The following is a 13,488-nucleotide window of genomic DNA, read 5'->3' on the forward strand; positions in this document are numbered from 1 at the left end:
ACCGAGTTCTTGGTCGCCGAAAGAAGAGATCGAAAGACTCGTAAATAGACATTTGAATTCAAAAAAGATAACAGGATATGAAGGATTTGAAGAGAAACATCGCCATCGTTTGTGGCGGAGACTCGTCTGAATACAACGTTTCGCTGCGTTCGGCGCACGGGCTTTATTCTTTTTTCGACAAGCAACGCTATAACGTTTACATTGTCGACGTCAAGGGAATGGACTGGCATGTAGACTTAGGCAACGGTCAAACGGCGCGCATCGACAAGAACAACTTCTCCTTTATGCAAGCCGACGAGGTGATTTTCTTCGATTATGCCTACATCACCATTCACGGAACGCCGGGCGAAAACGGTATCATGCAGGGCTATTTCGAGCTCATCCATATGCCCTATTCCACCAGTGGCGTGCTGGTAGAGGCGATGACGTTCGACAAATATGTGCTCAACAACTATCTTCGGGGCTTCGGTGTGAACGTGGCTAAGCACCTATTGGTATGTCGTGGAGAAGAAAGCAATATCGACGAGGCCCGCATTGAACGAGAGATCGGCATGCCTTGCTTTGTGAAACCCGCGTCGGACGGCTCGAGTTTCGGGGTCTCAAAGGTAAAAAACATAGACCAATTGGCACCAGCTCTTCGTGTAGCATTGATGGAAGGCAGTGAGGCTCTGATCGAATCGTTCCTCGATGGCACGGAGATCTCTGTGGGATGCTATAAGACAAAGCAAAAAACGGTGGTCTTCCCAGCCACAGAAGTAGTGAGTCACAACGAGTTTTTCGACTACGATGCCAAGTATAACGGACAGGTAGAAGAGATTACTCCCGCACGAATTGCTCCCGAAACGGCCCGTCGTGTGGCAGAGGAAACGTCGCGAATCTACGACATCCTGCGTTGCAACGGCATTATTCGCATCGACTATATCCTCTCAAAAGAACCCGACGGGACGGATAAAATCAACATGATCGAGGTGAATACAACGCCTGGAATGACGCCAACAAGTTTCATTCCACAGCAAGTTCGCGCCGCAGGCTTGGACATAAAAGATGTGCTCACCGATATTGTGGAGAATCAGTTTTAAGTTTTTCGAGTTCAGAAGTTTCTAAGTTCCTTTCCTCATGCCGTCACTAACCCACCCTTCTTCCTTCGATTCCATCCGTCCATTCGAGCCCAACGAGCTGCCCGAAGCTTTCGAACGACTCCTGGCCGATGCCCAATTCAGGTCGGCCATGGCCTATGTTTTCCCCGACATCCCTTTCCCTTCGTTTGCCGAAAAGCTGCGTTCCTGTCGCACAAGCATGGATGTACAGAAAACGTTTGCCTATCCCTTTCTCGCCCATCTTTTAGAAACCGCGAGCAAAGGTGGCAGTATGGACAGCACCGCCATCGACCCATCGCGTCGCTACACCTTTGTGAGCAATCATCGCGACATTGTGCTCGATTCGGCTTTCCTGGCCAAATTCCTCATTGACAACGGCTTTTCCACCACCTGCGAGATCGCCATCGGCGACAATCTGCTCTCCCTGCCGTGGGTGAAAGACCTCGTTAGGGTGAACAAATCGTTCGTCGTGGAGCGTCATCTGCCCGTCAGACAGATGCTCGAAGCCAGCAAACGCCTCTCGGCCTACATGCACTATGCCATCAGCAAGAAGAATGAAAACGTGTGGATTGCCCAGCGAGAAGGCCGGGCAAAAGACTCGGACGACCACACCCAGCAGGCCGTTCTCAAGATGATGGCCCTGGAAGGAGAAGGAGATGTGATAGATCGGCTGAAGGAACTTCACATCGTTCCGCTGGCCATCTCTTATGAGTTCGACCCCTGCGACTACCTCAAGGCGCAGGAGATGCAACTCAAACGCGATGTGCCCGGCTTCAAAAAAAGTGCGCAAGATGATGTTGTAAGCATGCAGACAGGCATCCTCGGCTATAAAGGATATGTGCATTATCAATGCGCTCCCTGTCTGGACGGCTTCCTCGACACGCTCGATCGCAACACGCCCAAGGCCGATTTGTTCGGCATCATCGCTCGTCGCATCGACCGGGAAATCTTTCTCAACTACCGATTCTACCCCAACAACTTCATCGCTTGCGACCTCTTGGCAGACTCCCATCAGTTGGAGCACCACTATACACCGCAAGACCGGTCTACTTTCGAGCAGTATGTGGAAGACCAACTCTCCAAAATCGACCTTCCAGAGAAAGACGAACCCTTCTTGCGTCGGTGCCTGTTAGAGATGTATGCCAACCCTTATAAAAACCATCTGTCGGCAAAATGAAAAAGCATCTCTCCCATTTCCGCTCTGCAACGCTCCTACTTGTGTCCGCAAAAATACTTCTGCTGGTAGCCAGCTCTCTGTTTTGCGCCTGCGAACACGACACCTACGAGTGGGGAGACGGCCGGTATTCGCATCTCACGGCTCGTTTTACCGAGGTGCATACCACAGCCCATTCCCTTTTAGACTATGCCGTGAGCGATGAGGGAGACACCCTTCGGTTTGTCCAAAAGAGGCAGATGGCGGGCCTTGCCGTAGCCGATACTGCCTACAGAGCCCTGCTTTATTACAACCCCAGCGGAGCGATGGTCCGACTGGTGAACCTCTCTCTTGTGCCCGTAGTGAAGCCTGTGGCAGACGAGACAGCCCTTTCCGACCCACTGACGTTTGAAAGTGCGTGGATCGGAAAGAATAAAAAATACTTGAATATCAGCTTTTATGTCAAAACCGGACAGAGCGGACTTTCAGACAAACGGCAGCAGATAGGTGTGGTATTGGATTCGGTTGTCACCGCGCCCAACGGCCATCCCACAGTCTACTTGCGTCTGTCGCACAGCCAAAACGGCGTACCCGAATATTATTCCGTGCATGGCTATCTCAGCATTCCCCTCAAAACGTTGCCTGCCGGTGCCACCATTCGCCTGCGCGTGGTCGATTATCGGGGTGTGAAAGTCAAACAGTTGAAAACCACTCACTAATCTTTCATCCCCTCTACATCCTGCGGCGGAACAGAAAATAGCCTTCTGTCCCGCCGCGCTTGCATGATTCCTACTCTCGTCTTCTCCCACTTCAACATCCCTCATCCAACTTGTCCAACCTTATCAGTACAACCCAAAACAAATGTCAACATACGTAGTATAAGCAAAAAAAGCCGCTCATCAAAATCAAGATGCAACATCTTCACTATCAATGGTTTACAAAACAGATTCCATTCTCTTAGCTTTTGCACCTCGAAAGCTAAGAAAATGACATGCGAAAGCTAAGAAAACAACGTGCAAAAGCTAAGAGATAGGAAGGCGTGAGCATTTTTTAAGGTGCCGACGGTCCGTCTTTTCTCTCTTCCATCCCTTCCTCTTCTTTAAACGGTAGCTCCAGTTCCACCCACCTTCGGGCGGGATTCTCCTCTTCCTCGTGCCTGTTGGAGACGGTCAATCCGAGCAGTCTGACAGGGTGTTCGGCATAATCCACTTCTTCAAGAAGTCTTTCTGCCAGCGGCAGAAGTTCTGCTTCGGTGCAGAGGTCGTAGGCTTTTGTGATGCTGCGAGTGATCTGGATGAAATTGTGGAACTTCACTTTCAGCGTCAGCGTTCTGCCTTTAAAACCTTTCCGGGCTAAACGTCCGGACAGTTCGAGCACAAGGAGCCGAAGTTCGTCGAGCAGTCTTCCTGCGCGATTGGTGTCTTCCATAAACGTGCGTTCGCACCCCACCGACTTCCGTATGCTCGTTGCCACGACGGGACGGAGGTCGATGCCGCGGGCGAATTGATGGTATACGGCTCCCATTTTCCCAAACACCTGCGTGAGCCGCAGTAGCGAATATCGGCGCAGGTCTTGCCCAATGAAGATGCCCATGTGGTGCATGGTGTAGGCTGTTTTATGCCCTACGCCCCAAAAATCGGTGATGGGGAGGTTGGAAATGAAGTCGAACGCACGGTCGGGATGTATCACGGTGAGTCCGTTGGGTTTGCGAAAATCGGATGCCACCTTGGCCAAGAATTTGTTGTAAGAGACACCTGCTGAGGCCGTGAGATGCAATTCGTCGTGAATGCGCTGCCTGATCTCACGGGCAATGTCCACTGCCAGAGCGATGCCCGGTTTGTTTTCGGTGACATCGAGAAAGGCTTCGTCGAGCGAAAGCGGTTCTACCACATCGGTATAATCGTGAAAAATGGCGTGCACCTGCTGTGAAACGGCCTTATATTTGTCGAAATCGGGCGACACAAGCACCAGTTCGGGGCACAGCTTCTTGGCTTTGACAACGGGCATTGCCGAGTGTACGCCGAACCGTCGGGCCTCGTAACTGGCCGTGGTCAGTACGCCTCTACACACGTCTCGACCCACTCCGACGGGTATTCCGCGAAGTTCGGGATGATCACGTTGCTCTACCGAGGCGTAGAAAGCATCCATATCGATGTGTATAATCTTTCTTTCCTTTGCTTTTTGCATTGTTCTGATGGTGCAAAGGTAGTGATTAGGGTGAAGAAAAAGCGAGCGTCCGTCTCGTTTCTGCTGATGTTGCAGAACGAGACGGACGCTCTTTTCTGAGACGACAACGATCGTAGAAGATCGCCGTCAGGAGTGAATGTGGTGAGCTATACGCTGCTCGGAAGGGGCGTTCTACTCGATGATTACTTGACGGTGATGAGCGAATAGTTCTTCTTGCCGCGCTGTACAAGGAGGTATTTGCCGGCAATGAGGTCGGCAGAGGTGACAGGACGGTCGGCGGCAGTGAGCTTTTCCTTGTTGAGTGACACGCCGCCGCCTTGCACCAGCTTACGCATCTCTCCCTTACTGGGGAAGATATGAACGTCGGTTTGCGTGAAAAGGTCTATGGCTGGAAGGCCCAAGGCATCAGCCGAAAGGGTGTAATGGGGCACACCTTCGAAAACATCGAGCAACGTTTGCTCGTCCAGTTTGAGGAGATTTTCTTTTGTGGCCTTGCCAAAGAGGATATTGCTGGCCTCTTTCGCTCCCTCAAGGGCGGCGCAGGAATGAACCATTGCAGTGACTTCTTCGGCAAGACGTTTCTGAAGAACACGTTGACCAGGGTCTTGACGGTGCTCCGAAATAAGGGTGTCGATGGTGGTTCGGTCGAGCGAAGTAAAGATTTTGATGTAGCGTTCGGCATCGTCGTCGCTCACATTGAGCCAAAATTGATAGAAAGTATAGGGCGATGTGCGCTTGGGATCCAGCCAAATGTTGCCACTTTCGGTCTTACCGAATTTGTTTCCGTCGGCCTTTGTGATGAGCGGACACGTGAGTGCGTAGGCCTCAACCTGATTGCCCAGGGTGCGACGAATGAGCTCTGTGCCAGTAGTCATGTTGCCCCACTGATCGTTTCCGCCTAATTGCAGTTGGCAATTCTTGGTTCGATAGAGGTGCAAAAAGTCGTAACCTTGCAGCAGTTGATAGGTAAATTCGGTGAAAGAAAGGCCGTCTCGGGCTTCGCCGTTCAAGCGTTTCTGCACGCTGTCCTTAGCCATCATATAGTTGACGGTGATGTGTTTGCCTACGGTTCGGGCGAAATCAAGGAAGGAGAAGTCTTTCATCCAATCGTAATTGTTCACCATCTCGGCGGCATTGGGCTCCGTTCCGTCGAAGTTAAGGAACTTTGCGACCTGTGCTTTGATGCATTCCTGATTGTGATAGAGGGTCTCGGCATCCAAAAGATTTCGCTCTTGGCTCTTTCCAGAAGGGTCTCCTATCATGCCGGTAGCACCTCCTACGAGGATAATCGGTTTGTGTCCGCAATGCTGTAGATGGCGAAGCATCATAATACCACAGAGATGTCCGATGTGCAAAGAGTCGGCAGTGGGATCGGTTCCGAGGTAGGCTGTGGCCATTTCTTTCTGTAGAAACTCTTCAGTTCCGGGCATAATCTGGGCTAACATGCCGCGCCATTTCAGTTCTTCGACGAAATTTTTGTTCATTATATACGAGCGTTTAATGGGATGAAAGATAAATGATGAGGAATGAATGCTTATTGATGCGTGAGGAAAAACGGATAGAACTATTGCCGGAAAGTAATCATACGATAGCGGATTCCTCCTTAACGATCTATTCTTTTAGGGCACAGGATCGTATCCACTGCCTCCCCATGGATGGCATCTTAGGATCCGCCAGAGGGCAAGGGCCGAACCTTTGAGAGGTCCGTGCTTAGCAATGGCCTGTCGGGCATACTCCGAACACGACGGGATAAAGCGGCAAGAGGGAGGTGTGTAGGGCGAGATAGCCACTTGATAGAGACGTATCGGAAGAATGAAAATCCAAACTACGGCAGTCCGAAACAACTGAAAGAGAGAGCGAAAGGAGGTCATAGTTTTTCGCTGATGCGTCTTAACAGGTTGACAACTCGGTTTTCTACCTCGCAACTATCATGCAACCGACCGTCCAACCACAGAAATCCCAGCACGGCTTTGTGCCCTTCCGGCACGCATTTCCAAAGGATGTGTTTGTGTTTTCGGTAGGCTTCGCGCACCTGTCGCTTCGTTCTATTGCGGTCAACGGCATGTCTCAGTCTGCGTTTCGACACGCTAATCAGAATCTCTACGGGAGCGAATGGCGTCTTCTTTCCCTCTTTCTGCTTCTGCAAAAGCCAAACAGCTCTTAACGGAAAGGCAGCCAACGACCGCCGTTCGTTGCTGTCAAAGAGCGTCTCTATGAGTTTTTTGCTGCATATCCGCTCTTCTTTCTTCAGTGTTTGAGGTGCTAATGCAGTGGGCATGGTTAGAGAAGAGAGTGCTTACTTCAGTTTTTCGAGATACGCTTTCAGGGCGCTCGACATCGAAGGATATTCTTTGGATGGGGCTTGGAAGTCGAGTCGCAAACCCTCATCGGTGATTGCTTTAGATGTTGCCGGGCCAAACGTACCGATACGGACGTCGCCTTGCTCAAAGTTGGGAAAGTCTTTCACAAACGATTTCACGCCTGTGGGACTCACAAAGATAAGCATATCGTAGTCGAAATTCTTGATTTCGTCGGGGGTAAAGTCGTTGGTGATGGTGCGATACATCACGCATTCGGTGTGATGCAGCTTCTTTGTGTTGAGCAGATTAGCAATATCGTCGGTGTGATTGTCGCTCATCGGCACGAGATACTTCTCTTGTTTGTGTTTCGCCATTGTGGGAAGGAGATCCTCCATCTTACCGGTTGTGCCGAAAAACACCTTTCTTTTGCGGTACTGAACGTATTTTTGAATATAGAGAGCGATGGTTTCAGTCACGCAGAAATACTTCAACGTCTCGGGAATCGTCACGCGTAGCTCTTTTGCCAGCTTGAAAAAGTGGTCGATGGCATGGCGGGATGTAAAGACGATGGCGGTATAGTTGGGGATACTTACTTTCTGTTGGCGAAACTCTTTGGATGTGATTCCTTCCACTTGGACGAATGGACGGAACACCAAACTCACTCCATATTCTCTCTCTATCTCAAAATATGGCGACTTGTCGCTCGTTGGTCGGGGCTGAGATATCAGTATCTTTTTTACCATCTATTACCTAAAAATTAATTTTCAAATAATTGGCAGCAATTGTCAATACGCCCCACAGGGCAAACAAAGGCACAATTTCGAGTGCGCAAAAGTACAAAATATTTTGCAGAAAAGCCCCCTTTCTGCGGAAAAAGATGAGGTATTGCTTATAGAAAGACAACAACTTGACCAACAGGATGACAATTGTAGTGTAGAGCACACTACTTTCGGTGGTAAGATGAAAATAGGTTTGCAGCATCACCAACGGGAGAAGGAGCACTCCTTCGGAAGAGACGATAAAGAGAAAGGACTTGAACCACTCGCCATTACTTTTCTTATCGAAGAACACCCAGTTGACCATTCCATAGCAAATAGCCTTCACCAAGAGATAGGCAGCCAGCAACGAGGCGACGATTCCTATAATTTTATACTGTTCAAGGATGAACGTATCTCCCTGAAAGGTACGCATATAGAAGAAGTAGAGAATAGAGAAGAGCAAGCAAGTTTGTACACAGAGGAACACCTGGAAGCGTATTTCGCTCGTGGTCTCGGCTATTTCGGATGTTCCGGAATTACGCACATGAAAGAAGTTTTTGAGCTGTCTGACGATGAATCCGCGCGACTGTGCGAACGAGATACAGCCCAAAATAAAGCAGCTCAACAACAAACCGGTGAGCAAATCGTCGCCGGCGATGGTGTAAGGAACGGGGTCTCCGGCCACGCCGGGTCGTCCACCGGGCAGCTCGGGGTGAAGAAGCGAATCGCCCGAGAAGAACGTCTCTTGATAATACAGTGGCAAACGGGCATCGCGATAGCTCTTTCCCACGGGATGACCGGGCAGATGTAGCGTATCGGGACGGTTGCTCCAACGGATTTCTGCGGGTTGGATGTGTGCCTGAATGGCAGAGTCTTGTTGTTCGGGCGTGGCATCACGGGGCAGCCAACTCAATATTTCACGAGGTGTTGGCTGCCCTTGATGGTTTGTTTTTGTCGTCTGTGCGCTGTCCGAGAGATGAAAGGCAACGCGCGTCGAGTCTGAATAAGTCATACGATTGTTGAGGAGTGAGGAGCCTACTCACCGACATGCTACCTCATCAACCCGGCAAACGCCCGTTTGATGTCCTCCACCCGGTCGAGTTTTTCCCAGGTAAAGAGCTCCACCTTCATCACCTTCGTTTCATGATAACGACTGGTGAAAGTCTTTTCCACCACCTCGTTCTTCCGGCCCATGTGTCCATAGGCAGCCGTTTCGAAGTAGATGGGCTGGCGCAGTTTCAGGGTTTGCTCGATGGCTTTGGGTCGGAGGTCGAACATCTCGGCCACTTTCCGGGCTATTTCTCCATCGGTCAGCTTCACGTTGCTGCGTCCATAAGTGTTCACATAGATGTTCACCGGCTCTGCCACGCCGATGGCATAACTCACCTGCACCAGCATTTCGTCGGCCACACCCGCAGCCACCATATTCTTAGCGATATGCCGTGCGGCGTAGGCAGCCGAGCGATCCACCTTACTGGGGTCTTTTCCCGAGAAGGCTCCGCCCCCGTGTGCACCCTTACCGCCATAGGTATCGACGATGATTTTCCGGCCTGTAAGCCCCGTATCTCCGTGCGGACCACCGATAACAAACTTGCCTGTGGGGTTGACAAAGTATTTGATGTCGTCGTTGAACAGGGCCAACACCCGCTCGCTACTGATTTGTGCTTTCACCCGCGGCATCAAGATAGCCATCACATCTTCTTTGATTTTGGCCAGCATGCGAGTGTCGTCGCTGTCGAAGTCGTCGTGCTGCGTGCTCACCACGATGGTATCGATGCGCAGGGGCTCGCCCTGGTCGGAGTATTCCACCGTTACCTGACTTTTCGAGTCGGGCCGCAGATAGGTCATTTCCCTACCCTCTTTGCGAATATCGGCCAGGGTTTTCATGAGCAGATGCGAGAGATCGAGCGACACAGGCATATAGTTCTCCGTCTCGTTGGTGGCATAGCCGAACATCATCCCTTGGTCTCCGGCTCCCTGTTCTTCCTCAACGGCGCGGCTCACGCCCCGGTTGATGTCATCGCTTTGCTCGTGAATGGCGGTGAGAACGCCGCAGGAGTCGCCGTCAAATTGGTATTCCGACTTCGTATAGCCAATCTTCTTGATGGTGTTACGCGCCACGGTTTGCAAGTCGATATAGGCCTGCGAGCGCACCTCGCCCATGATAACCACCTGTCCGGTGGTGACAAATGTCTCGATGGCGCAGTGCGCCTCGTCGTCGTAAGCCAGGAATTGGTCTACGAGTGCGTCCGAAATCTGATCGGATACTTTATCGGGGTGTCCTTCAGAAACTGATTCTGATGAAAATAAATAAGCCATAAAAAGAAACGTTTATGTGGATATATAAATAATGTGTTCACGCTTGGGCCGCGCTCCGCTCTCCCGTTTTCCGGCGTGAAGAGCAGCACACAACTTGATGTCTTGCAAAGTTACGGCAAAAAGAAATAACTGCAAAACAAAAATAGGAGAAAGGATGTAAAACGCCTTTCAGTATCGGCGGGTGGAGAAATGCCCATCGTCGGTCCGGCAGAAACGGACCTACAGTCGGAGGCATGTTGGCGAAAGAATCAAGAGTGAATCTATCAATAACCAAAAGAAAACTTGAAGGATGCACACAAGAGTGTTTCCGACAGATGAAAGGGAAGGGCATCAAAAAAGGGATTCCGCTGAATCCCAACCTTTTGTTAACCTTAAATCTAATACCATGAAAAACACGCTGCAAAGGTAATCTTTTTCTTTCAACATAGCAAGACCTAAGCCCGATTTTTCACTTTTATTATTATTTCATTCGCACAAGAAGGGCTATCCTCATTCGACGGTCATCCTATCGCCATTGCTTTCTAAGAAAAACAGATGCCATGAGAGGAGTCCAAAGAAACCAAGAAACAACACCTTCCTCCTTACTACTTCTCTCCTTACTACTCATTCTCTTAGCTTTCGCACTGCGTTTTCTTAGCTTTTGCATGGTGTTTTCTTAGCTTTTGAAGCCCAAAAGCTAAGAGATGAGAAATCGTTTTATAACCACCTGATAACCATCTCGTTATAAAGGTGTTCGAAAAATCGACTTCTGCTGTCCGAAATACGGAGAAAGACTCTGCCATCACTCCCGATGAAAAAACCATTGACAGACTTGCCTATTTACAACGGAATTTCTAACTTTGCATGAGATAGGAATGAACGAAAAGAATGTCTCAAAAACTCATACAGACACAAACGCAGAAGCTGGCACAGGTGCAGCGACTCTCACAACAACAAATGTTGCAAGTGAGACTCTTGGAGATGCCCCTCACCGAACTGGAACAAAGCATTCAGGCCGAACTCGACGACAATCCGGCCCTGGAAACCGAAACGACCGACCTGCCGGAGACCAATCCGTATGAGGAGACCGCTGCCGAAGAGACCGGCGCAGAGGAGGACTTCGACCGGCAAACCGAACGCGAGGAACGGGAACAAGCCCTCGATGCTGCCTTAGAAAACATCGGGCGAGACGACGAAATGCCCGAAACCTATACACGAGAAAACCACAACAATGCCGAATACGAGGAGATTGTCTATGGCGACACGACTTCGTTTTACGACAAACTCAAAGAGCAGGTGAGCGAAACCCATCTCTCCGATCTTCAGAAAGAGGTGATGGAATATCTCATCGGATCGTTAGACGATGACGGATTGCTGCGAAAAGATCTCGATACGATTGCCGACGAATTGGCCATTTATCACGACATCGACCTCCAACCGGAGGCCATCGCCCAGGTGTTGGCCATCTTACAAACGTTCGACCCAGCTGGCATCGGCGCGCGCTCGCTGCAAGAGTGCCTGCTGATACAAATCGGGAGGAAGCCCGAGAGTTGGCTGCGAGAGACGATGCAAAGGGTGATAGAAACGTGTTTCGACGCTTTTACAAAGAAACATTGGGACGTGATTCAAACCGAACTGCAACTCTCCGACGTGCAAGTGGCAACGGTGCAGGAGGAGATTAGAAAGCTGAACCCGAAGCCGGGCTCGGCAATGGGCGAGACGCAGGGCCGAAATCTGCAACAAATCACACCCGACTTCATCGTCGATACCGACGAAAATGGGAAGGTGTCGTTCTACCTTAACCGCGGGAATATTCCGTCGTTGCGCGTCTCTCCCTCGTTTGCCGACATGGTCGATACCTACAAACGCCACAAAGAGGGCATGAACCGGGGGGAGAAAGAGGCCCTGCTGTATGCCAAAGAGAAGGTGGACAAGGCGCAAGGATATATCGAGGCCATACGACAACGCCGCCAAACGTTGCGCACCACGATGCAGGCCATCATCGACATTCAACACAAATTCTTTACCGATGGCGATGAGGCCGACCTGCAACCGATGATTCTCAAAGACATTGCCGACCGAACGGGACTGGACATCTCGACCATTTCGCGCGTGAGCAATATCAAATACGCGCAAACGAAGTGGGGAACGTTCCCCCTGCGCTTCTTCTTTACCGATGCGTACACCACAGGCGACGGCGAAGAACTCTCCACTCGGAAAATCAAAATCGCTCTCCGAGAGATCATCGAGGCCGAAAATAAAAAGAAACCTTTGAGCGACGACCTTCTCAAAGAGGCCCTGACGAAGAAGGGATTCCCCATTGCACGCCGCACCGTGGCCAAATATCGCGAGCAACTGGGCATTCCCGTGGCCCGATTACGCAAGAAATAGCCGATGAAAGAGAAGAATATCATATTGGCTGCAAGGGTGATGAGCGTTTTGTTCACACCGTTCTACCTGCCCATCGTGGGACTGATTGCGCTGTTTGCCTTCAGCTACATGGCGTTGTTGCCCTGGACTTACAAGCTGGAAGTGCTACTACTGGTGTATATTGCTACGATTTTCATTCCTACGGTGCTCATCCATCTCTACCGCCGTTACCAGGGATGGACGCTCATCGAGCTGGGTGCCAGAGAACGACGGATGGTGCCTTACGTGATCTCCATTCTGTGTTACTTCGGCTGTTACTACCTCATGACGGTGTTGCAAATCCCCCGATTCATGGGAAGGATCCTGGTGGCGGCACTCATCGTTCAAGTATTGTGCGCCATCATCAACGTTTGGTGGAAGATTTCCACACATACGGCTGCCATTGGCGGAGTGGCGGGCGCACTGATGGCCTTTGCTTTCCTCTTTATGTTCAACCCCGTGTGGTGGCTTTGCTTGGTGTTCATCATCGGAGGAATGGTGGGAACGAGCCGAATGATTCTGCGTCAACACTCGCTTTGGCAGGTGGTGGCGGGATTTCTCGTGGGGATGGTCAGTGCGTTTGTGGCGATATAGTCTTGCTTCCCTGCCTCCTTTCCAAAAGAAAAGAGAGGTAGGAGCACGTTTCTTTGAAGTAGCAGGATACATTAAATGATTCATCAACAAGCCGAACCTATCGCTGCCCTAACGATGCAGCAACGTTTTCACTCTCCTCTTCCTTGTTGGAGAGCGGCGGAGGCAAGGCTGAATATTTTTTCTTATGACTCCATTAGTTAGCGTTATCATGGGTAGCACGAGCGACCTTCCGGTGATGGAAAAGGCGTGCCAGTTTTTAAACGATCTACAAATCCCCTTCGAGGTGAATGCGCTTAGTGCGCATCGCACGCCCGATGCCGTAGAAGCCTTTGCCAAAGGGGCTCAAGCGCGTGGCATCAAGGTGATCATCGCGGCGGCAGGAATGGCTGCTGCTCTGCCTGGCGTTGTGGCGGCATCGACCACATTGCCCGTTATCGGCGTGCCCATCAAGGGTATGCTCGACGGATTGGATGCGCTGCTCTCGATCGTCCAGATGCCGCCGGGCATCCCCGTGGCCACCGTTGGGGTGAACGGAGCACTGAATGCGGCCGTCTTGGCAACGGAAATGCTGGCTCTCACGAACGAGGATGTGGCGCAAAGACTGGCCGAGTATAAGTCGACCTTGGGCCGCAAAATCGAAAAAGCCAACCGAGAGCTCTCTGAAGTGAAGTATGCCTTTAAAACGAACTGAC

13 protein-coding genes are annotated in these 13,488 nt (G+C 50.8%); 6 read left to right on the forward strand and 7 right to left on the reverse strand.

Annotation, left to right across the window (positions count from 1 at the left end; genetic code table 11):
• Positions 1-77: 77 nt before the first annotated feature.
• From J5A66_RS09380 to J5A66_RS09390, 3 genes are read left to right on the forward strand one after another with little or no spacing between them, the layout of a single operon-like run.
• A complete protein-coding gene (locus J5A66_RS09380) occupies positions 78-1,079 on the forward strand; it encodes a D-alanine--D-alanine ligase (RefSeq protein ID WP_211790338.1) in 1,002 nt (333 codons plus the stop codon).
• Positions 1,080-1,116: 37 nt separating this feature from the next.
• Positions 1,117-2,274 carry a 1-acyl-sn-glycerol-3-phosphate acyltransferase gene (locus tag J5A66_RS09385; protein WP_211790339.1) on the forward strand — a complete coding sequence of 386 codons (1,158 nt, stop codon included), beginning with the start codon at positions 1,117-1,119 and terminating at the stop codon, positions 2,272-2,274.
• Positions 2,275-2,315: 41 nt separating this feature from the next.
• Positions 2,316-2,969 carry a NigD-like C-terminal domain-containing protein gene (locus tag J5A66_RS09390; RefSeq protein WP_211790340.1) on the forward strand — a complete coding sequence of 218 codons (654 nt, stop codon included), beginning with the start codon at positions 2,316-2,318 and terminating at the stop codon, positions 2,967-2,969.
• Positions 2,970-3,300: 331 nt separating this feature from the next.
• Here the strand turns inward: J5A66_RS09390 and dinB are convergent, their stop codons facing one another.
• The 7 genes from dinB to metK form a co-directional block, all read right to left on the reverse strand.
• Positions 3,301-4,437: a DNA polymerase IV gene (gene dinB / locus J5A66_RS09395; protein WP_211790341.1), complete on the reverse strand. Its 1,137-nt coding sequence runs from the start codon at positions 4,435-4,437 to the stop codon at positions 3,301-3,303.
• A gap of 182 nt (positions 4,438-4,619) precedes the next feature.
• A complete protein-coding gene (gene tyrS, locus J5A66_RS09400; protein ID WP_211790342.1) occupies positions 4,620-5,921 on the reverse strand; it encodes a tyrosine--tRNA ligase in 1,302 nt (433 codons plus the stop codon).
• 135 nt (positions 5,922-6,056) lie between these two features.
• Entirely contained in the window at positions 6,057-6,308 is a 252-nt protein-coding gene (gene yidD / locus J5A66_RS09405; protein WP_211790343.1) for a membrane protein insertion efficiency factor YidD, read from the reverse strand.
• Positions 6,305-6,715: a ribonuclease P protein component gene (locus J5A66_RS09410; protein ID WP_211790344.1), complete on the reverse strand. Its 411-nt coding sequence runs from the start codon at positions 6,713-6,715 to the stop codon at positions 6,305-6,307. Before J5A66_RS09410 ends, yidD begins: the two co-directional genes overlap by 4 nt.
• 18 nt (positions 6,716-6,733) lie before the next feature.
• Positions 6,734-7,480, reverse strand: a complete 747-nt coding sequence (locus J5A66_RS09415; protein ID WP_211790345.1) for a uroporphyrinogen-III synthase — start codon at positions 7,478-7,480, stop codon at positions 6,734-6,736.
• 7 nt (positions 7,481-7,487) lie between these two features.
• Complete coding sequence (locus tag J5A66_RS09420; RefSeq protein WP_211790346.1) at positions 7,488-8,507, reverse strand: DUF4271 domain-containing protein; 1,020 nt, start codon at positions 8,505-8,507, stop codon at positions 7,488-7,490.
• Between the two features lie 38 nt (positions 8,508-8,545).
• Positions 8,546-9,814, reverse strand: a complete 1,269-nt coding sequence (gene metK, locus J5A66_RS09425; protein ID WP_211790347.1) for a methionine adenosyltransferase — start codon at positions 9,812-9,814, stop codon at positions 8,546-8,548.
• Positions 9,815-10,681: 867 nt separating this feature from the next.
• Between metK and rpoN the strand changes: the two genes are divergently transcribed.
• The 3 genes from rpoN (at position 10,682) to purE (ending at position 13,487) form a co-directional block, all read left to right on the forward strand.
• Complete coding sequence (gene rpoN, locus J5A66_RS09430; RefSeq protein ID WP_211790348.1) at positions 10,682-12,184, forward strand: RNA polymerase factor sigma-54; 1,503 nt, start codon at positions 10,682-10,684, stop codon at positions 12,182-12,184.
• Between the two features lie 3 nt (positions 12,185-12,187).
• The gene (locus J5A66_RS09435; RefSeq protein WP_211790349.1) at positions 12,188-12,796 is read left to right on the forward strand and encodes a phosphatase PAP2 family protein; all 609 of its coding nucleotides are present in this window, start codon (positions 12,188-12,190) and stop codon (positions 12,794-12,796) included.
• Positions 12,797-12,980: 184 nt separating this feature from the next.
• On the forward strand, positions 12,981-13,487 hold the full coding sequence (purE, locus tag J5A66_RS09440; protein ID WP_211790350.1) for a 5-(carboxyamino)imidazole ribonucleotide mutase: 507 nt from the start codon (positions 12,981-12,983) through the stop codon (positions 13,485-13,487).
• Position 13,488: the final 1 nt, after the last annotated feature.

Origin of the sequence: Prevotella sp. oral taxon 475 (assembly GCF_018127805.1) — a bacterium.
Classification (GTDB): domain Bacteria; phylum Bacteroidota; class Bacteroidia; order Bacteroidales; family Bacteroidaceae; genus Prevotella.

Bases quoted from the DNA above. Each gene is read 5' to 3' on its own strand.
- J5A66_RS09380 (WP_211790338.1), top strand. From the start codon at position 78: ATGAAGGATTTGAAGAGAAACATCGCCATCGTTTGTGGCGGAGACTCG.
- rpoN (WP_211790348.1), top strand. From the start codon at position 10,682: ATGTCTCAAAAACTCATACAGACACAAACGCAGAAGCTGGCACAGGTG.
- J5A66_RS09415 (WP_211790345.1), bottom strand. From the start codon at position 7,480: ATGGTAAAAAAGATACTGATATCTCAGCCCCGACCAACGAGCGACAAG.
- purE (WP_211790350.1), top strand. From the start codon at position 12,981: ATGACTCCATTAGTTAGCGTTATCATGGGTAGCACGAGCGACCTTCCG.
- metK (WP_211790347.1), bottom strand. From the start codon at position 9,814: ATGGCTTATTTATTTTCATCAGAATCAGTTTCTGAAGGACACCCCGAT.
- J5A66_RS09420 (WP_211790346.1), bottom strand. From the start codon at position 8,507: ATGACTTATTCAGACTCGACGCGCGTTGCCTTTCATCTCTCGGACAGC.
- J5A66_RS09385 (WP_211790339.1), top strand. From the start codon at position 1,117: ATGCCGTCACTAACCCACCCTTCTTCCTTCGATTCCATCCGTCCATTC.
- J5A66_RS09435 (WP_211790349.1), top strand. From the start codon at position 12,188: ATGAAAGAGAAGAATATCATATTGGCTGCAAGGGTGATGAGCGTTTTG.
- yidD (WP_211790343.1), bottom strand. From the start codon at position 6,308: ATGACCTCCTTTCGCTCTCTCTTTCAGTTGTTTCGGACTGCCGTAGTT.
- tyrS (WP_211790342.1), bottom strand. From the start codon at position 5,921: ATGAACAAAAATTTCGTCGAAGAACTGAAATGGCGCGGCATGTTAGCC.
- J5A66_RS09410 (WP_211790344.1), bottom strand. From the start codon at position 6,715: ATGCCCACTGCATTAGCACCTCAAACACTGAAGAAAGAAGAGCGGATA.
- dinB (WP_211790341.1), bottom strand. From the start codon at position 4,437: ATGCAAAAAGCAAAGGAAAGAAAGATTATACACATCGATATGGATGCT.